At 37.9% G+C, this 18355-nt stretch carries 21 protein-coding genes and 2 tRNA genes; 13 read left to right on the forward strand and 10 right to left on the reverse strand.

Annotated elements, in window-relative coordinates:
• The first annotated feature begins 18 nt into the window (after positions 1 to 18).
• Positions 19 to 1053 carry a WD40/YVTN/BNR-like repeat-containing protein gene (locus tag HX109_RS11115; protein ID WP_178951965.1) on the forward strand — a complete coding sequence of 345 codons (1035 nt, stop codon included), beginning with the start codon at positions 19 to 21 and terminating at the stop codon, positions 1051 to 1053.
• A 34-nt stretch (positions 1054 to 1087) separates the two neighbouring features.
• On the opposite strand, the gene HX109_RS11120 is transcribed toward HX109_RS11115, so the two are convergent.
• The 5 genes from HX109_RS11120 to folE form a co-directional block, all read right to left on the reverse strand.
• Complete coding sequence (locus HX109_RS11120) at positions 1088 to 1540, reverse strand: hypothetical protein (RefSeq protein ID WP_178951966.1); 453 nt, start codon at positions 1538 to 1540, stop codon at positions 1088 to 1090.
• A gap of 114 nt (positions 1541 to 1654) precedes the next feature.
• Positions 1655 to 2161 carry a hypothetical protein gene (locus HX109_RS11125; protein WP_178951968.1) on the reverse strand — a complete coding sequence of 169 codons (507 nt, stop codon included), beginning with the start codon at positions 2159 to 2161 and terminating at the stop codon, positions 1655 to 1657.
• Position 2162: 1 nt separating this feature from the next.
• Positions 2163 to 2699: an RNA polymerase sigma factor gene (locus HX109_RS11130; protein ID WP_178951970.1), complete on the reverse strand. Its 537-nt coding sequence runs from the start codon at positions 2697 to 2699 to the stop codon at positions 2163 to 2165.
• A gap of 240 nt (positions 2700 to 2939) precedes the next feature.
• Positions 2940 to 4427, reverse strand: a complete 1488-nt coding sequence (gene cysS / locus HX109_RS11135) for a cysteine--tRNA ligase (protein WP_178951972.1) — start codon at positions 4425 to 4427, stop codon at positions 2940 to 2942.
• Between the two features lie 129 nt (positions 4428 to 4556).
• On the reverse strand, positions 4557 to 5237 hold the full coding sequence (folE, locus tag HX109_RS11140) for a GTP cyclohydrolase I FolE (protein ID WP_178951974.1): 681 nt from the start codon (positions 5235 to 5237) through the stop codon (positions 4557 to 4559).
• Positions 5238 to 5420: 183 nt separating this feature from the next.
• Here folE and HX109_RS11145 point away from each other — a divergent pair, with 183 nt between their 5' ends.
• Genes HX109_RS11145 through HX109_RS11160 form a run of 4 tightly spaced genes read left to right on the forward strand, consistent with a single transcriptional unit; the run spans position 5421 to position 8907 of the window.
• Positions 5421 to 6773 carry a T9SS type B sorting domain-containing protein gene (locus tag HX109_RS11145; protein ID WP_178951976.1) on the forward strand — a complete coding sequence of 451 codons (1353 nt, stop codon included), beginning with the start codon at positions 5421 to 5423 and terminating at the stop codon, positions 6771 to 6773.
• Between the two features lie 39 nt (positions 6774 to 6812).
• Positions 6813 to 7253: an SRPBCC domain-containing protein gene (locus HX109_RS11150; protein ID WP_178951978.1), complete on the forward strand. Its 441-nt coding sequence runs from the start codon at positions 6813 to 6815 to the stop codon at positions 7251 to 7253.
• 50 nt (positions 7254 to 7303) lie between these two features.
• A complete protein-coding gene (locus HX109_RS11155; RefSeq protein WP_178951980.1) occupies positions 7304 to 8230 on the forward strand; it encodes a bestrophin family protein in 927 nt (308 codons plus the stop codon).
• A 23-nt stretch (positions 8231 to 8253) separates the two neighbouring features.
• Positions 8254 to 8907: a class I SAM-dependent methyltransferase gene (locus tag HX109_RS11160; RefSeq protein ID WP_178951982.1), complete on the forward strand. Its 654-nt coding sequence runs from the start codon at positions 8254 to 8256 to the stop codon at positions 8905 to 8907.
• 48 nt (positions 8908 to 8955) lie between these two features.
• On the opposite strand, the gene HX109_RS11165 is transcribed toward HX109_RS11160, so the two are convergent.
• Both HX109_RS11165 and HX109_RS11170 read right to left on the reverse strand, forming a co-directional pair.
• Entirely contained in the window at positions 8956 to 10488 is a 1533-nt protein-coding gene (locus HX109_RS11165) for an OmpP1/FadL family transporter (protein ID WP_178951984.1), read from the reverse strand.
• Positions 10489 to 10583: 95 nt separating this feature from the next.
• Positions 10584 to 11762 (reverse strand): hypothetical protein, encoded by a 1179-nt coding sequence (locus tag HX109_RS11170; protein WP_178951986.1) that lies wholly within the window; start codon positions 11760 to 11762, stop codon positions 10584 to 10586.
• 98 nt (positions 11763 to 11860) lie between these two features.
• Between HX109_RS11170 and proS the strand changes: the two genes are divergently transcribed.
• The 6 genes from proS to HX109_RS11200 all read left to right on the forward strand — a co-directional run bounded on the left by proS (position 11861) and on the right by HX109_RS11200 (position 15584).
• Entirely contained in the window at positions 11861 to 13336 is a 1476-nt protein-coding gene (gene proS / locus HX109_RS11175; protein ID WP_178951988.1) for a proline--tRNA ligase, read from the forward strand.
• Positions 13337 to 13421: 85 nt separating this feature from the next.
• Positions 13422 to 13493 (forward strand) — tRNA-Glu (locus tag HX109_RS11180).
• A gap of 58 nt (positions 13494 to 13551) precedes the next feature.
• Positions 13552 to 13623 (forward strand) — tRNA-Glu (locus HX109_RS11185).
• A gap of 60 nt (positions 13624 to 13683) precedes the next feature.
• Positions 13684 to 13935 carry a 30S ribosomal protein S20 gene (gene rpsT / locus HX109_RS11190; protein WP_178951990.1) on the forward strand — a complete coding sequence of 84 codons (252 nt, stop codon included), beginning with the start codon at positions 13684 to 13686 and terminating at the stop codon, positions 13933 to 13935.
• Between the two features lie 104 nt (positions 13936 to 14039).
• On the forward strand, positions 14040 to 14972 hold the full coding sequence (locus HX109_RS11195) for a peptidylprolyl isomerase (protein ID WP_178951992.1): 933 nt from the start codon (positions 14040 to 14042) through the stop codon (positions 14970 to 14972).
• A 66-nt stretch (positions 14973 to 15038) separates the two neighbouring features.
• Positions 15039 to 15584, forward strand: a complete 546-nt coding sequence (locus tag HX109_RS11200) for a YfiT family bacillithiol transferase (RefSeq protein ID WP_178951994.1) — start codon at positions 15039 to 15041, stop codon at positions 15582 to 15584.
• A gap of 155 nt (positions 15585 to 15739) precedes the next feature.
• Here HX109_RS11200 and HX109_RS11205 read toward each other — a convergent pair whose 3' ends face one another.
• Positions 15740 to 16381, reverse strand: a complete 642-nt coding sequence (locus HX109_RS11205) for a peroxiredoxin (RefSeq protein WP_178951996.1) — start codon at positions 16379 to 16381, stop codon at positions 15740 to 15742.
• A gap of 87 nt (positions 16382 to 16468) precedes the next feature.
• Positions 16469 to 17029 (reverse strand): thioredoxin family protein, encoded by a 561-nt coding sequence (locus tag HX109_RS11210; protein WP_178951998.1) that lies wholly within the window; start codon positions 17027 to 17029, stop codon positions 16469 to 16471.
• A gap of 159 nt (positions 17030 to 17188) precedes the next feature.
• Between HX109_RS11210 and HX109_RS11215 the strand changes: the two genes are divergently transcribed.
• Positions 17189 to 17494, forward strand: coding sequence for a phosphoribosylpyrophosphate synthetase (locus tag HX109_RS11215; RefSeq protein ID WP_178952000.1), 306 nt, complete (start codon positions 17189 to 17191; stop codon positions 17492 to 17494).
• Positions 17495 to 17511: 17 nt separating this feature from the next.
• Positions 17512 to 17850, forward strand: coding sequence for a tRNA-binding protein (locus tag HX109_RS11220; protein WP_178952001.1), 339 nt, complete (start codon positions 17512 to 17514; stop codon positions 17848 to 17850).
• A gap of 90 nt (positions 17851 to 17940) precedes the next feature.
• Here HX109_RS11220 and HX109_RS11225 read toward each other — a convergent pair whose 3' ends face one another.
• Positions 17941 to 18321, reverse strand: coding sequence for a PUR family DNA/RNA-binding protein (locus tag HX109_RS11225; protein ID WP_178952003.1), 381 nt, complete (start codon positions 18319 to 18321; stop codon positions 17941 to 17943).
• Positions 18322 to 18355: the final 34 nt, after the last annotated feature.

Here is an 18355-nt window from a genome sequence, read left to right on the forward strand (position 1 = left end):
AGCCCAAATTATACCGCTTTGAAAAAAATATTAATTTTAGGTTTATTACTTCTGGTGGCCTGTGGAAAAGAAAAATTTATCCCAAATAATTATTCTGAAGTTGTTGTTGAAGAAATTTACAGCGATTCGGTAAGTATACGTGCCCTTACTTTAATGCAGGGAAGTGTTGGTTTTGCTGGATCTGGAAACATTTTTGGAATTTATAATATTCCTGAAGCCAAGGTAATAACCCAAAAAATGAAGCAGGATTCGTTAGCGTTGGAATTTCGGGCGGTAGCGAGCACCAATACCGATTTTTTTATGCTTACCGTGGGCAATCCCGCATTGTTGTATAAAACAGGGGATAATGGAGCGATGGAACTCGTTTATCGGGAAGACCATGAAAAGGTGTTTTACGACGCGATGAAATTTTGGAATGATAAAGAGGGGATTGCTATGGGAGATCCCATCGCTAATTGTATGTCCATTATAGTAACCAGGGACGGCGGGAAAACTTGGAATAAAATTTCATGCGATGCACTTCCCGGTATTGAAGAAGGAGAAGCGGCTTTTGCAGCTAGTAATACCAATATAGCCATTGTAGGCGAAAAAACTTGGATTGCCACCGGTGGAAGTAAAGCCAGAATTTATTTTTCTCCGGATAAAGCAAAAACTTGGAAGGTTTACAATACTCCAATAATACAAGGTAAACCGACACAAGGAATTTATTCCATTGATTTTTACGATGAGATGAACGGAATTATTATGGGAGGGGATTATACCAAGCCCGATAACAATCAAGCCAATAAAGCCGTTACTAAAGATGGTGGCAAAACATGGCAGTTAGTGGGAAAAGGACAAGAACCAGGTTACCGATCTTGTGTGCAATATCTGCCGGGTCGAGAGGCTAAAGAGCTCATGGTCGTAGGGTTTAAAGGGATCTCATTTTCTAACAATGGGGGAGAAACATGGAAGAAAATATCAGATGAACCTTTTTATACTATTCGTTTTTTAAACGATAGCGTTGCCTTTGCTGCCGGAAAAAATAGAATGGCTAGGCTTAATTTTAAATAGTTACCGGAATAACTTAAAGGAATATAGGTGAAACCTATTCCCGGTTGCGATGATATTCTTTCTTTAGTTTGTCCAGCAGTTTCCGGTTAAAATCATCTTCCAGTTTTTTAAGCAAGATTATTTTTTTTGCTGAAATAACGCCTTCAAGATCATTATTCAGTTTTTTATTAAGTTCGTAGGTGTTCTTATCGATCAGTTCAATTTCACTTAAAAGGGCTTTAGCCTCATCTTCAGTCATACTGTCCAGACCTCCGTCTTTCAACTTATGTTTAATTTTCTTATGTTCTTTGTATCGCTGTTCAAACATTTCATCGTCGTAGGCATTGTAGATAGGCCAGAATTTCTCGGCCTCCTTTGGGCTAAGCGCTAATTGATCAGTCAAAAAAGCAATTTTAAGCGATTTTATATGGTCTCTTTTGCTATCTTTTTGAGCAAGTAAAGGAACCGATAAAAGACTTAGCAGCAGTATTATAATAGTTTTTTTCATTTGTATTTAATTTTCAGTAGCATGTAACATCCAAATATTATTTCGGCTAGAGGACCTAATTCCTATTTTAAGATGTTTCATTATTGTTTATTTAAAAGCTTGGTTTGTTTTGGTTTATTCATTTTCAATATAGATGCCATTATATCTAGTCATATTTTCTTCTAAATATTTAAAAATATCATCATCGCTAACGGCGTCTGAAATTTCTATGTTCGACAAGGATACTTCGTTAAAAGTATCTGTAATATCGTAAGTGTTTAAATTGAGATAGCCTTCGTCGATGTAGGCGTCTATTTCTGCTGTTGCTATAGTGTCGAAGTTTTGGCTACTGGGCTTTTGTAAATTTTTGGCTATAAAAAAAACAACCATAAAAATAGCGGCAATCGAGGCTGCTTTGTAGAACCATGAAACTTTTATAATTTCTGTTTCTTTCTGAAGAGTGGTTTTGGCTAAAATGGATTTTTCCACTTCAGAAAAATAATCATCAGGAGTGGTAAACGCATTGCCTTTCGGAAGGTTTTCCTCTGATAATCGCACAGATAAGTCCTTTTCAAAATCCGAGAGATAGTTCTCTGGGGTTTTAAATCCGCTTTTGTTTGTATGTAAATGGTTTATATTCATTTTATTCTTTTAAAAAGGCTTCAATTTTTTTTACAGCATGGTGGTAAGACGCTTTAAGTCCGCCCACGGAAGTCTCCAATATTTCAGAAATCTCTTCATATTTAAGCTCCTGAAAATATTTCATATTAAAAATCAAACGTTGTTTTTCTGGTAAAGTTGCTATGGCCTGTTGCAATTTTAATTGTATTTCATCTCCATCAAAATAAACATCGGCTTTAAGGTTCTCTACCAATCTGTTTTGCAATTCTTCTTCTGTGGTTTTATAAAGTTTTGCTTTCTTCTTTAAAAAATTTAAAGCTTCATTGGTTGCAATTCTATAAAGCCACGTGTAAATGGCGCTTTCTGCTTTAAACGAATGGATGTTTTTATAGACTTTTACAAAGGTGTCTTGCAACACATCATCGGTGTCGTCGTGATCTAAAACCATCCTTCGAATATGCCAATACAAACGTTCTTTGTAAGTAGATACAAGCACATTAAAAGCTGCCTCTTGGGTAGCGTTATTTTTTAATTCCTTAATTAAAATATCTTCTAGCAAAAAATCACTGTTTATTCTTTGACTCTAAATTAAGGAAAAGGTTTAAAACAAATTTTTTGTTCTTTTTATTAAAGGCAAAAAGAAGTAACAAGGAGCTTTTAAATATGGCATGTGAGCTTTTACGGGAAAATTAATTCATATTATGGAGCTCGTAATTTGGGTTGGTTTTACAGCTAAGGATGAATTGCCAATTCAAGAAATGAAGGCAATATTAAGTTTTCCCAGTTTTAAACTGAGAAATTATGAACTTAGGCTGAAGGTTGTGCCGTCTTTTCCATCCTTTAATTGCACCCCCAGAGCAGCGAGTTCGTCCCTAATTTTATCGGAAGTAGCAAAATCTTTGTTCGCCCTAGCTTCTGCCCTTAATTGAATTAAAAGCGCAATGGTCCCGGTAAGTTTATCAGAAGAATTATCTTGGGCGCTTCTTTCATCTTGTAATCCGAGCACATCAAAAACAAAGGCCTCCATGGTTTCCTTTACCAACGCCAAATCTTCTTTGGTAATGGTCGCTTTCTCTTCCTTAATGAGGTTGATTTGTTTTACTGCTTCAAAGAGATTTGCAATTAAAATCGGACTATTAAAGTCGTCGTTCATGGCGTCATAGCAGCTTTGTTTCCATGCTTTTGCATCAAATGAAGAAGACTTTTCGGTATTCAAATTATCCAAACTGCCCATGGCGTCCATAAGACGAGTGAACCCTTTTTCAGAAGCCAGTAAAGCATCATTGCTAAAATCCAAAATACTTCTATAATTGGCCTGCAACATAAAAAAACGGGTTACAGATGGGGTAAAGGGCTTGTCGAGAATATCGTTGTTCCCTGTAAAAATTTCGTTCGGTAAAATATTGTTACCAGTGGATTTTGCCATTTTTTTACCGTTCAGGGTAAGCAAATTGGCATGCATCCAATAATTAACCGGGCTATTTCCAGTAGAAGCTTCGGCCTGTGCAATTTCGCATTCGTGATGGGGGAATTTTAGGTCCATCCCGCCGCCATGAATGTCGAAATGTTCCCCGAGGTATTTGGTACTCATGGTAGTACATTCTAAATGCCAACCAGGAAAACCATCGCTCCAGGGAGAAGGCCAGCGCATAATATGCTGTGGCTCTGCTTTTTTCCATAACGCAAAATCTTGTGGATTCTTTTTTTCTGATTGTCCTGCAGTTTCACGGGTGTTATGGATAAGATCTTCTACTTTTCTTTTACTTAATTTACCGTATTCATTGGTTTCGTTGAACTTTAATACATCAAAATACACCGAACCATTAACCACATACGCAAAACCGTTGTCTATAATTTCGTTTATAACTTCTATCTGTTCGATTATATGACCAGTAGCTGTGGGTTCGATACTCGGGGGGAGATTGTTGAATTTATTTAAGGTATTGTGGAAGTCTACCGTGTATTTCTGCACTACTTCCATCGGCTCTATTTGTTCGAGCCGTGCCTTTTTGGCAATTCTGTCTTCTCCTGTATCTGCATCGTTTTCAAGATGTCCAGCATCTGTAATATTTCTAACGTAACGAACTTTATATCCTAAATGTTTAAGATATCTAAACACCAAATCAAACGACATGAAGGTTCTTACATTCCCTAAATGAACATTACTGTAAACCGTAGGCCCACAAACATACATTCCAACATAACCTTCAGTAATTGGTTTAAATACTTCTTTTTCTCCGCTAATTGAATTGTATATTTTTAATTCGTTAGATTGATATAGTTGCATTATAGATGTTAAGTCGTTTTAGGTGTTGTAATGTTAATTATAAAGTTATTGGGCAGAAAAGGTTTTCTTACAAGCGTGTAAAGAAAGCATTATTTCAGCCAAAACTCAAAGAATTAAGGTGTTTGAAAATTAAAATTCGGTATCTAATTTAATATAGTCCAAAAACTCTCTTCGTACCGCGGCATCCTTAAATTTACCTCCAAATTCGGCGGTTACCGTGCTGCTTTCAATATCCCGTATTCCGCGGGAATTAACGCAAAGGTGTTTGGCGTCTATTACGCAAGCTACGTCTTTTGTGCCCAAGGCTCTTTGGAGTTCTTGTACTACCTGCATGGTCATACGCTCCTGCACCTGTGGGCGTTTGGCATAATAATCTACAATTCGGTTCATCTTAGAAAGCCCAACCACGCTTCCATTGGAAATATAGGCAATATGGGCCCTTCCAACGATAGGAAGCAGGTGATGCTCGCAGGTAGAATAAACAGTAATGTTTTTCTCCACCAGCATTTCCCCGTATTTGTATTTGTTGGAAAACGTAGAAGCTTTAGGTCTTCTATCGGGATGTAACCCTGCAAAAATTTCTTTTACAAACATTTTGGCCACCCTACGTGGGGTTCCACGTAAACTGTCATCGGTTAAATCCAATCCTAAAGTCTCCATTATATTGTAGACCTGAGATTCTATGTGTTCTATTTTTTCATCATCCGGCATATCAAAAGCGTCCGCTCTCATGGGAGTTTCTGCAGCAGATGATGCGTGATCATTTCCTAGTTCTTCAAAGTGATCTTCTAAAGCTTTGTCTATTTTCATGCCTTTAAAATATTTTTTTTAAAAATAACCAACTATATTAGGCGCTTCAACGTATAATTATAAAGCAATATGATTATCAATAAAAAAATTGACAGCAAAGATACGTATTTATGACCTATTAGCGTTACTAATGTATTAAGTTGCTCGCAATTTATTTAATAAATAATATTATAAACTATACTAATGAAGAAATTCGCCCCAATTCTCTTAGTTGTATTTTTTACGCTAACCTTTCAAAGTTCGGCACAATCTATTTCTCCCGATTGTATCAACGCCATTCCCATCTGTAAAGATATCTTGAGTAGTGGAACAATGGACGGCTTTGGCACCGATGATTTTAATGGTGCTGTTAACAGCGGTTGTTTGTTGCAAGGAAGAAATAATACTGTAGAATCGCATTCGGTTTGGTTTCGCTTTACAGCCACAGCTACAGGACAACTCGGTTTTAATATTCTCCCAAATAGGGATGGGGAAGACCTTGATTTTGCCGTTTATGGGCCTAATCCAGTTTGCGGAAGTTTGGGAAACCCCATTGGTAACGATGGTACTGTAGTAAATTGTGGGGTTTCTAATATTGCACAAGATTTTTTTAACGATAACGACTATACCGGGGTAGGGATCAATCCAGCCACCGGCGACCAGAGTGTAACGTATGCTCCTTATATGCAAGTGCAGGAAGGGGAGGAATATTTGCTTTTGGTAAATAATTATTTTGGCGATTCGGAAGGATTTTCATTGGAATTTACCGGAAATGTGTTTTCGGCTTCGGAAAGTGTTCTGGATTGCTCGGAAGTTCCAGATCTTTTACAAGAACCAGAGGAGGTTTTGTGTGAAGGGGATACCTATACTTTAGATGGAACCTTCGATGCTGCAGATACGTACCGTTGGTATGTAGACGATACGCCTGAAGACGATACTGATAATTTTACGTTAATTGCAGGCGCTACCAATGCCACCTTAGACGTTACCCAAACAGGTATTTACAGGGTAGAAGCAGTGTATCCGCAAGGATATTCAGAATACGACGATGTGTATGTTGAGTTTCTGCCGATACAGAATCCTATAATCACCAATATCGATTTGGTGGAGTTTTCAAACAATAATATTATAGATATTACCGTTGAAAATCCAGAAGAGTACGAGTTTCAGCTTAACGATGGAGAGTTTCAGGAAGAGGGTTATTTTAGAAATGTTCCTGTGGGATTAAATACAGTCACTATTAATCATTTGAGTGAATGTGGGACACTGGAAGAGGAAATTATGGTTTCTGGATATCCTAAGTTTTTCACTCCCAACGGAGATGGTATTCACGATACTTGGAATGTAGTAGGGCTGGAAACCAATACCACCGGTCGCGTTTATATTTTCGATCGCTATGGAAAGCTTTTAAAGCAACTCTATACCACTTCTGCAGGTTGGGATGGTACTTTTAATGGAACCCCGCTGCCTTCTACAGATTATTGGTTTAAGGTTGAATTTATAGACGCACAAAACGAAGAAAAAGTATATAAAAGTAATTTTACTTTAAAACGATAACTCCTAAACTGATGCTTCTATCTAAAACTAATTTTACAGATGGAGGATCGATCGATACGAAAAGAAATTACTTTAAATATTGGCATAGATAAGGTTTGGAGTGCTTTAACGATTCCAAATGAAATGAAGGAATGGTATTTCGATGTTAAGGGATTTAAATTGAAGCCTTTTAATAAATTTTATTTCTATGAGCCAAATGGAACCAATTTCAAGCACGTTTGCAGAATTCTTGAAATAATGCCTCAACAACGAATACGCTACACTTGGAGCTATCCAGAATATTCCAAAGGTGTTTCCATAGTGAGTTGGCGTCTAACTTCCCTTAAAAAAAACCAAACGCATGTAGCCCTAATCCATAGTGGAATAGAAAATTTTGAGGATGCTGGGAGCGACCTCTCTAGGGCGAATTTCGTGGCAGGTTGGAAAGAAATTATAGAAACGATCTTACCGAACCACCTAAAGAAGCAAATGGTGTTTTAGTTTTACTTATAATTGGTATCTTTAAACAGGACAAAACAATCACCCTTTAAATGCTTATATCCAAAAAAGTAAATGTTTATAGAATTCTAAGTGGGACATGGCGTCATTTTTTAATTGAAATTGTGGCCTGTTTTTTGGCGTATTTTTTTTATCGGTATATAGATTCGCTTCACATTTTCGATACCATTGTGGTTAATAGTATTATTCCCACTATCTTGGGTACGGCCCTTGCATTCTTTATTGGTTTTAACAACAACCAGGCCTACGACCGTTGGTGGGAAGCACGAAAGATATGGGGGGCTCTAGTTAATAATTCAAGAACCTGGTGCCGTCAAGTTTTATTTTACATAGATAAAAATGGGGAAGGTGATGGGCGAAATTTTAATTCTGAAAAAACCACTTTGGTTTACCGGCATATTGCGTTTGTGTATGCCTTAAAGGAAAATCTCCGGAATTCCAGTAGTAAAGATTATCGTAATTACCTCTCCACTGAAGAAATTAAAGCGGTTGAAAGTGAGTCCAATATCCCTAATGCTATTTTAAATATTCAAACCGAGCATTTGGCCAGGTTGTATAGCGAAAATTCAGTAGACGGATTTAAGTTTATGGAGTTAAACGAAATGCTTATTAATTTCTGTGACGAGATGGGGATGTCCGAACGGATTAAAAACACAGTATTCCCTACTACTTATAATTTCTATACCCGATTGTTTATCTGGATTTTCATTGTGAGTGTAACTTGGTCTTCCGTAGACGATATGGGAGCTTGGTCTATTATTGTAGGCATCTTGGTGGGGTATATATTTTTAACAACACATAAAATCGGGCTTGCGCTGTTAAACCCTTTTGAAGACATACCCACAGGAATTTCCTTGGATCAAATTACCCGAACTATAGAGATTAATCTATTGGAAGCCTTAAAGGAAAAGGAAATTCCAAAGCCTGTTTCCAGTATAAATGGGGAATACATTATGTAAGGTGCAATTTAATTTGGTAAGCTATGGATGAACTTAATCTAAAGGATATTGAATCTCAATTACGCTGTCCCTCAGGAGAAAAAGGGGTAGAAATGGGGGAGATGATGCATGAGAGCAATTTAGGGATGACTTTGGCTGCCATTAAGGCACTTTTCTTAAAAGAAAATGATGTTGTTTTAGAATTAGGACATGGAAATGCGAAACACGTACCAGCACTTCTAGAAGAGTATCCTTATATAAAGTATTATGGACTGGATATTTCTGAAACAATGTACATAGAAGCGGTGAAGCATACGAAGAGTTTGGGGAGTCGTGTGGAATTTAAAATGTACGAAGGTGATACGCTTCCATTTAATGACAATTCGTTCAATAAAATTTTCACGGTGAATACTATCTATTTCTGGGAATCCCCAGTATCGATGCTTACTGAGTTGTTTAGGGTCTTAAAACCCGATGGATTATTGAGCATTGTCTTCGCTCAAAAGAAATTTATGGAGCAGTTACCATTTGTGCAGAACGCTTTTAAACTTTACAATAACAAACTCTTTGAAGCACTTGTTTCAAAATCCGCTTTTGAGATTTTGGAGTTTCAAGATCTATCCGAGGGGCTACTCACAAATACAGGGGATGAGGTTTCTAGGGATTTTGCTGTCTACGTATTAAAGAAAAAAGGGTAACCTACCTGTGGCAAATTACCCAATTGTATTTTTTTGAAAATTTATTTTTTATAGGTTGAACGTAAGGGACATTGTTACGTTCGTGTTTGTGTTATCAATAGCTGCCGTAGACGTTAAGCCTGTATCGTATAATTGAACATTATAATCACGATACGCTTGGCTAAACCCTAAATCTAGACGGGTAGCCCCAAAATTATAACCTATTCCAGCCGAGTAGCCGTTGAGATCGCTTGCAGTAAATTCATTTTTGTAAGGTGTTCCTTCATATCTGTACCCTGCTCTAAAGCTCAATTTTTTAAAACGGTATTCCCCACCAACCCGTATGGTGGAAACAGCTTGAAATTCACTGCTGATAGCCGCATTTTCGTCAGCAAAGAACCGATCGCGGTTGGGTCTTAATTCGGCATTAGACATATCTTGGTAGGAGTAATCTACACTAATTAATCCAAAAGGGCCAAAAATTAAGGCCATACTTCCTGTGTATTTCCCAGGAATGTATATGTCGTAGTCAGGGAAAATAAGTGTGGTATTCGGGGTATTCTCTGAATATGTGGCATCGGTATCGTTAGGATCAGCGAAATAATCAGAATTAATGGATTGATATAGTTCATCGGTCATATTATACCATGTAGGGGATTGGTAGCTGGCCCCTAGTCGAACTACATCGTTTAATTTGGCAATACCTCCCACATTAAAAGAAAATCCATTTCCGTAAGTAAATAAATCGTTATCGAACTGTACATATTGCAACTTTGAATCGGCGTCATATCCAAATTCATCAAATTGTGTAATCCTTCTTCTTTCTACTCCATGGAAGTTCAAGCCAAACCCTAAATAAAAGTTTTCTTCATATTGTGAAGCAAAATTCAGCGTGTATTTATTGTCGCTTCCAGATGAAGAAACCAGTTGTTCTTGGTTCAACCCATTCGAAAATACGGCATTGGAAACATAATTGGTTTCGTTTGGATTGTCCATGGTGGCGGGATCGATAATGTAATTCTGATATCCCAAAAATCCTTGCTGGGCACTATAACCTAAACTTCTACCAATATCAATGTAGGCTTCTGTAATGGATTCACCTACGCGAGTATCTAGATTTTCTACAGCCGTGCCGTTGGCGTTGTTTACAAAATAATCTGCTATGGATATATTTCCATTACCGATGGCTAAATATTCATTTTCAAAATTGTTGTTTAGCTCATAATTAAAGGCCATCGTAAACTTTTTCCAAGGGGAATTCTGGTTACTGTTGTTAAAAACCAAGGCACCACCTATTTGATTGAAACGGAATTTGTTGAAATCGGTAGAGCTGGCACCATCAAAATAATTCGTTTGGTTGTCTACATTGTAATTTACTGCAGAGATGGTAAATAGCGTATTGGTAAATACAGCAGATCCAGCCGGATTGATATTGATGGAAGACATATCTCCACCCAAGGCTCCAAAGGCTCCACTCATGGATTGATATCTCGCAGTTCCGTTTAAATTATCGCTTCCGTAAAGTGCCACGTCATTTCGATTTTGACCAAAAGCTCCCACCGTCAGCATAATTGCTGCTATTATTAAATAATTAGTTTTCATAAAATTGTAAGAATTCAGAATTAAGAATTTCGCTTAAACTAAAAGTATTCAGAAAAACCGGGAAGCCATATTACAGGATCCCGGTTTACATATTTTTATCCGCCTCTTCTTGAGGATCCTCCAGAAGATCTTGAACCCCCTCCGGAAGATCTGGAGCTACCCCCAGATGATCTTGAGTAAGACCCGCTGCTTCTACTTGGTGAAGAAGATCTTGAGTAACTAGAGCTACTTCTGCTCGAAGAACTAGGTCTCGAATAGCTGGAATTACTCCTACTTGAAGAACTTGATCGAGAGTAAGTGGAATTACTGCTCCTACTGGATGATGAAGATCTAGAATATCCAGAATTCCTATTGGCTGAGCTACCATTCGTACTTCTTGAGTATCCAGAATTTCTATCAACCCCAATTCTCGAGCTATTGGAATAACCACTGCGCCTTACGGTGCTGTTACTTCTGCTGTCGCCAACCCTGGAACTTCTAGAGTAGCCACGTGAACTTCTTGTAGCAGTACTGCTTCTTCTTATATTATCGTTACGTCTAGCAATTGCCGCGGTATTTCTTCCGTAATATCCGCGTCTAGAATTGGTATATGCGTATCTATTTCCGTAGTAATATGGGTTATAAGGATTGTAAGGTCTATATCCAGGACCGTACCAACCTGGCCCATACCAAGGGTTATAAGGTCCCCAACCGGCACCCCAGCCCCAACCAGCACCCCAGCCTACGCCCCATCCTGGGCCATAAAAACCGCCACCGTACCAAGGTCCCCAAAAAGGATCATAGAAGCCTCCATAGCCCCAACCGGCACCCCAGCCCCATCCAGCGCCGTAGCCCCAGTTGTTGCTGTATACGTTTACCACTGTTTTCTCTGGATTGTCTCCCCAACCTGGATTTCCTTCCCTGTATTGGGCTGCATAGCTTTGTACAATTTCGGTACTGTCCACCTCGGCACTAGAATAGCTGTCTACATCGGTAAACACTTCGTTTTGCTCTTGGTAGGCAATTGCATTGTCAAGCATTTGCGAACGGCTGTTAAAATAACTCTCGTAATCAGCTATTGGAACATTGCCCTCAGGGGTTTGGTTTTCTTCCTGCTGTTTATTATCATTGGCATTGTTTGTATCATTGTAGTACACGATATCATCATTATAAATCCCATCATTATCATAATACGATGCTTGCTCATAGGAGCCGCAGGAAGATACAAGAATTCCAATGACAAAAACAGTAGAAAACTGTCTAAAATTCTTAAGTATATGTAGTGTTTTCATCATTGCAAAAAATTATTGTTGAACATAGCAAAAATAGTTAGTTTTGTCAAACTATATTTTACATTTAACAAAGGTGCAACATTTGTGCCAAACTACATCTAATGGGTAAGAATTTAACTAAGAGAAGCGAAGATTATTCAAAATGGTATAACGAATTGGTTGTCAAGGCAGACCTTGCAGAAAACTCTGCGGTAAGGGGCTGTATGGTAATCAAGCCTTATGGGTATGCCATTTGGGAAAAAATGCAAGGGCAGTTGGATAAAATGTTCAAAGAGACAGGGCATGAGAATGCTTACTTTCCTTTATTCATTCCAAAATCTTATTTAAGTAAAGAGGCAGCTCATGTAGAAGGTTTTGCAAAGGAATGTGCGGTGGTAACTCACTATCGTTTAAAAAATGCCGAAGATGGCAGCGGAGTGATAGTCGATCCAGATGCGAAGCTGGAGGAAGAACTTATTGTAAGGCCAACTTCAGAAACTATTATTTGGGATACATATAAGAAATGGGTACAGTCGTATCGCGATTTACCCATCTTGGTAAATCAGTGGGCTAATGTTGTGCGTTGGGAAATGCGTACACGATTGTTTTTGCGGACTGCTGAATTTTTATGGCAAGAAGGGCATACTGCACATGAAACCAAACAGGAGGCCATTGAAGAAGCAGAACAAATGATGGAAATATATGCTGAGTTTGCTGAAAGTTTTATGGGTGTTCCGGTGATTAAAGGTGTAAAATCTGATAGTGAACGTTTTGCGGGAGCGTTGGAGACTTATTGCATTGAAGCTTTAATGCAAGATGGAAAAGCTTTGCAAGCGGGAACTTCTCACTTTTTGGGTCAGAACTTTGCAAAGGCATTCGATGTTAAGTTTGCCAACCGTGAAGGGAAGCAAGAATTTGTTTGGGCTACTTCTTGGGGTGTTTCCACACGATTGATGGGAGCTTTAATTATGACACACAGTGATGATAACGGATTGGTGTTGCCGCCAAAATTGGCGCCTATTCAAGTGGTTATTGTGCCCATTTACAAAGGAGAAGAGCAACTAGACGCCATTAGCGAACGTGTGGCCCCATTGGTAAAAGAATTGAGGGCAAAAGGGATTTCCGTGAAGTTCGACAATAGGGATACACATAAGCCTGGCTGGAAATTCAATGAATACGAATTAAAGGGCGTACCGGTGCGATTGGCCATTGGAATGCGCGACATGGAAAATAATACTTTCGAGGTGGCTCGTAGGGACACCCTCTCTAAAGAAGTGGTGCCTGCAGATGCAGTGGTTGCAAAAATAGAAACACTTTTGGAGGAAATTCAGGAAAACATTTTTCAAAAAGCTTTAGATTACCGCGACAGCCATATTACCAAAGTAGACACTTTCGAAGAATTTAAGGAATTATTGGAGTCTAAGGGTGGATTTTTATCTGCTCATTGGGATGGAACTGCAGAAACCGAAGACAAGATAAAAGAGCTTACCAAAGCTACAATTCGTTGTCTTCCTTTAAATGAAGAAAAAGAAAACGGAAAATGTATTTATTCTGGAAAGCCTTCAAATCAGCGAGTTCTATTTGCAAAAGCATATTAATTTAAAAAAATCAAAAAAAAATATTTCTAAGTATTGCATGATTTAAAAATAGTTGTATTTTTGCATCCGCAATTAAGAAAAAAATGGTCCGTTCGTCTAGGGGTTAGGACGCCAGGTTTTCATCCTGGTAACAGGGGTTCGATTCCCCTACGGACTACGAAAGATTAAGTTCATTAAAATAATGCGGTTTTTACCGCAGCTCGAAAGAGCAAATTGGTCCGTTCGTCTAGGGGTTAGGACGCCAGGTTTTCATCCTGGTAACAGGGGTTCGATTCCCCTACGGACTACAAAAAAGTATAACATAACGTAGGAGCATAATTTCTACTATTTGTAAAAATTAGGAAAAGATGGCAAATCACAAGTCGGCATTAAAGAGAATTAGAAGAAACGAAGCAGTTCGTTTAAGAAATAAATATCAACATAAAACTGTACGTAACGCAATTAAAAAATTACGTTCTACAGAAGATAAGAAAGATGCAGAAACTTTATTGCCATCTGTTATCAGTATGATTGATAGATTGGCTAAGAAAAACATCATTCACGCTAACAAAGCAGGAAACTTAAAATCTGGATTAACTAAAAGAGTTGCTGCTCTTTAATCCTACACTCTTAGTTATACAAAATTTAGACGCTCCGCTAGTATGTGGAGCGTTTTTCATTTAAAATATTAGTATATACTTCAAAAAAAATAATAAAAGTCACTATGGAAAAAGGTATCTATGCAAAATTCAATACTTCCAAAGGAGAGATATTGGTAAAGTTAACTTATGACAAAACACCTGGAACAGTAGGTAACTTCGTTGCTTTGGCAGAAGGGAAAATGGAAAATAGCGTTAAGCCACAAGGGAAACCATATTACGATGGATTATCTTTTCATAGGGTTATCAATGATTTTATGATCCAAGGTGGATGTCCACTTGGAACTGGAACCGGGGATGCTGGATATAAATTTGACGACGAATTTGATAGTTCTTTAAGACATGATAGACCAGGGGTATTGTCTATGGCAAACGCAGGCCCTGGAACCAACGGGTCACAATTCTTTATTACTCATGTGGAAACTCCGTGGTTAGATGATAAACATACTGTTTTTGGTTTTGTTGAAGAAGGACAAGATGTGGTCGATGCAATCGCTCAGGGAGATAAGATAGACACATTGGAAATTATTAGAGTAGGGGAAGAAGCCGAAAATTGGAATGCCATAGAAGCCTTTAGAACTTTTGAAGGAGAAAGGGAGAAGCGTGTGGCTGCCGAAAAAGCAAAAGCAGAAGAAGCGTTGGAGAAGCTTGCTGCCGGTTTTGATAAAACGGAAAGTGGACTTCGCTATAAAATGATACAAAAAGGGAGTGGAGCAAAAGCAGAAAAGGGAAAAACGGTTTCTGTACATTATAAAGGACAATTGGAGAACGGACAGGTTTTTGATTCCTCTTACCAAAGAAATCAACCAATCGATTTTACCCTTGGTGCTGGACAAGTAATTTCTGGATGGGATGAAGGTATTTCACTTTTACAAATTGGAGATAAGGCAAGATTTGTTATTCCCGCACATTTAGGGTACGGCTCTAGAGGCGCTGGTGGAATTATACCACCGAATGCAACCCTTATTTTTGACGTAGAACTGGTAAACGTTAAATAATATTATTTATAGAATATTTTGAAGTCCTGTTGCACTTAGGTGTAACAGGATTTTTTATATTTGAACATGACTAAAACAGACCTAGAATCGTTAAAATATCCCATCGGAAAATTTACTGTTCCGGCTACTATTACATCCCATGATATTACTAAATGGATACGGGTTATTGAGCGTTTTCCATATAAGCTGGAGAACTTGGTGGAAGATTTTGATGACCTACAATTGGATACTCCCTATCGCCCGGATGGATGGACGGTAAGGCAAGTGATTCATCATTTGGCAGATAGCCATATGAATAGTTATATTAGGTTTAAATGGGCTCTTACTGAAGAAAAGCCACTCATTAAGGCGTATTTTGAAGATCGCTGGGCTGATCTTTCCGATGCTAAAGAAGGGGATATTGAAATGTCTATGGTATTACTGGATGCGCTTCATGCCAGATGGGTTTTTATGCTTAAAAACCTAACAACTGAAGAGTTGAAAAGAACTTTAATTCACCCTGTAACTGGTGATGAGCTTAGTTTGGAAGATTTGATAGCTATGTATGCCTGGCATTGCGAGCATCATTTTGCGCATATCAACAATCTGGCTAAACGGGAAGAGTGGGTGTAAGCTATATTAACTAACTTTACTGCTGAAGTGCTTCAGTACCCAAAATTTATCTGTGTTTAGATAAATAAATGAGCTTTCCTAGAAACTATAATAGCCAGAAAAGCTCATTTATCAATGCTTTTTTAAGTAAGACTCTTCAGTCAAAAAAAAGCTCCCTAATCAATATTTGGTTGAGGTGTAAGGCGCAAATAAGGCTTTACCTCTTTAAATCCTTTAGGGAAGATATTTTTGGCATCTTCACTCGAAATAGCCGGACTAATAACAACTTCATCCCCGTGTTTCCAATTTGCTGGGGTGGCTACTTTATGGTATGCCGTTAGTTGTAACGAATCTATCACACGTAAAAGTTCTTCAAAATTACGACCTGTAGAAGCAGGATAGGTAATCATTAATTTAATAGTCTTATCCGGAGCGATTACGTATACAGAACGCACGGTAAGGGTGGCGTCTGCATTTGGATGAATCATATCATACAATTCTGCAATCTTACGGTCTTCATCAGCAATAATAGGAAAATTTACAGTGGTGGCTTGAGTCTCATTGATGTCTTTAATCCATCCCTTATGAGATTCAATCCCGTCCACACTTAAGGCAATTACCTTGGTGTTTCTCTTGTTGAATTCTTCCTTGTATTTAGCTACAGTCCCCAGTTCTGTAGTGCATACGGGGGTATAATCGGCTGGATGTGAAAAAAGAATACCCCAACCATCCCCTAAGTAATCGTAAAAATCTATTTCTCCTTCTGAAGTCTGCGCTTTAAAATTTGGCGCTTTATCTCCTAATCTAAGTGTTGCCATAGTGCTTTGATTTAATTAATACCCTACAAAGTTACTAGATTAATAAATTACTTTTAAAAGTCGTGTGATAAAAGATTGTTAAACCTTTTAAGCTTCTTTCCACTTAATATTACAGCCCATACTTGGCTTTTGTGTCTTGTAAATGTTTTTCCCCATCATAGCGGCATCGATTGCTGTGCGGATGTCCCTTCCGGTTATAGGCATGCTGTTTCCCGGTCTGGAATCGTCAAACTGTCCGCGGTAAACGAGCTCTAAATCTCTATCGAATACATAAAAATCTGGTGTACATGCTGCTTGGTAAGCTTTTGCAACTTCCTGTGTTTCGTCATAGAGATATGGGAAATCAAATCCATTTTCTTCAACATTAATTTTCATTTTATCGGGAGCGTCTTCCGGGTATTTCTCTGCATCGTTACTGGATATGGCTACAAAACCCACTTCGCTATCACTATAGTCTTTTGCCAGTTTGGCAATTTCTTTATTTAGATGTTTTACATACGGGCAATGATTGCAAATAAACATTACCACAGTAGCTTTTTCACCATAAACATCGCTCAATTTCAATTTTTTACCAGAAACGGTGTCCAGTAAATTAAAGTTTGGTGCTTTTGTACCTAACGGTAGCATATTACTTTCTGTTCTTGCCATAATTTCTTTGTTTTGATGTAAAATACAAATAAGATGTTGGTTTTGGAAAGACATTGAGCACTACTTTCTAAAAAGATCTTCAAATCATAAAAAAAGATTAAAGTTTTGGTGGCTTTACAGGTGATTTGTAACTTCTTTTAAACCAAAAAATAAAATCAAATGAAAAAATCATATTCTAGTTTATCTGTGGCCATCGAAGATTTAAAGGAGGAAGGTTATACTGAAGACTTCAATCTTTGCGATGCTGGTGTGGAAAATAAAACCAAGAAAAAAATTCACAAAGCTGAAGAGCTTGAAATAGTGAAACACTACCGTTTCGAAGGAATGACCAATCCTGGGGATAATTCTGTGCTGTATGTTATAGAAACCTCAGATGGGGATAAGGGGCTGTTGGTGGATGCCTATGGTGCGTACTCTGGAAATGTTTCCAAAGAAATGATTGAGAAATTAAAGCCAAAACACTAATACCCTAAGTTTTTTAGATGACAACATTGCGTTGGGAAGACTTTCAAAAAGTTGATTTAAGGGTTGGAACGGTAGTGGCTGTGGAAGATTTTCCGGAAGCTCGAAATCCGGCTTTTAAATTGAAAATAGATTTTGGAAGTGAAATTGGGGTTAAGAAAACTTCAGCTCAAATTACTAAAAGATATCAAAAAGAAGATTTAGTTAACCGACAGGTAGTGGCGGTGGTTAATTTTCCTAAAAAGCAAATCGCCAATTTTATGAGTGAGTGTTTGGTGGTAGGAGCAGTTGGGGAGGATAAAGACGTTATTTTGTTGTCTCCCGATTTTAAAGTGCCCAACGGACTCAAAATTGGTTGATCTTGAATTAATTTTGAGTGGGTGGAGGTATGTAAGAAAGAAAAATAAAAAACCGCTAAAAAATCAATTCTTAGCGGTTTTTGCTATATTCTAGATATCGTCGAAACTAATATCTGTAAATTTTTCTGTAGCTACTTCTTCTGTGGCTTCTCCATTTTCTTCAAAATCATCTTTTTTGAAGTCTTTTTGGTGGCGTTCAGAAATTACCTCTTCACCTTTTTCATCGATAATGTAATCGATCATTTCTTCTAAATTCTCTCTAAACGCAGTGAAGTCCTCTTTGTAAAGATAAATTTTGTGTTTTTTGTAGTGGTAAGATCCATCATCATGAGTAAACTTCTTACTTTCGGTAATAGTAAGGTAATAATCTCCTGCTTTTGTTCCTCTCACGTCAAAGAAATAGGTTCTTCGTCCGGCTCTCAACACTTTAGAGAATATCTCATCTTTCTCTACAAAACCTTTATCGCTCATAATTCCTCTAAATACTTTTTATCGTTGTTAACAA

The organism is Galbibacter sp. BG1, assembly GCF_013391805.1.
Taxonomy (GTDB): Bacteria; Bacteroidota; Bacteroidia; order Flavobacteriales; family Flavobacteriaceae; genus Galbibacter.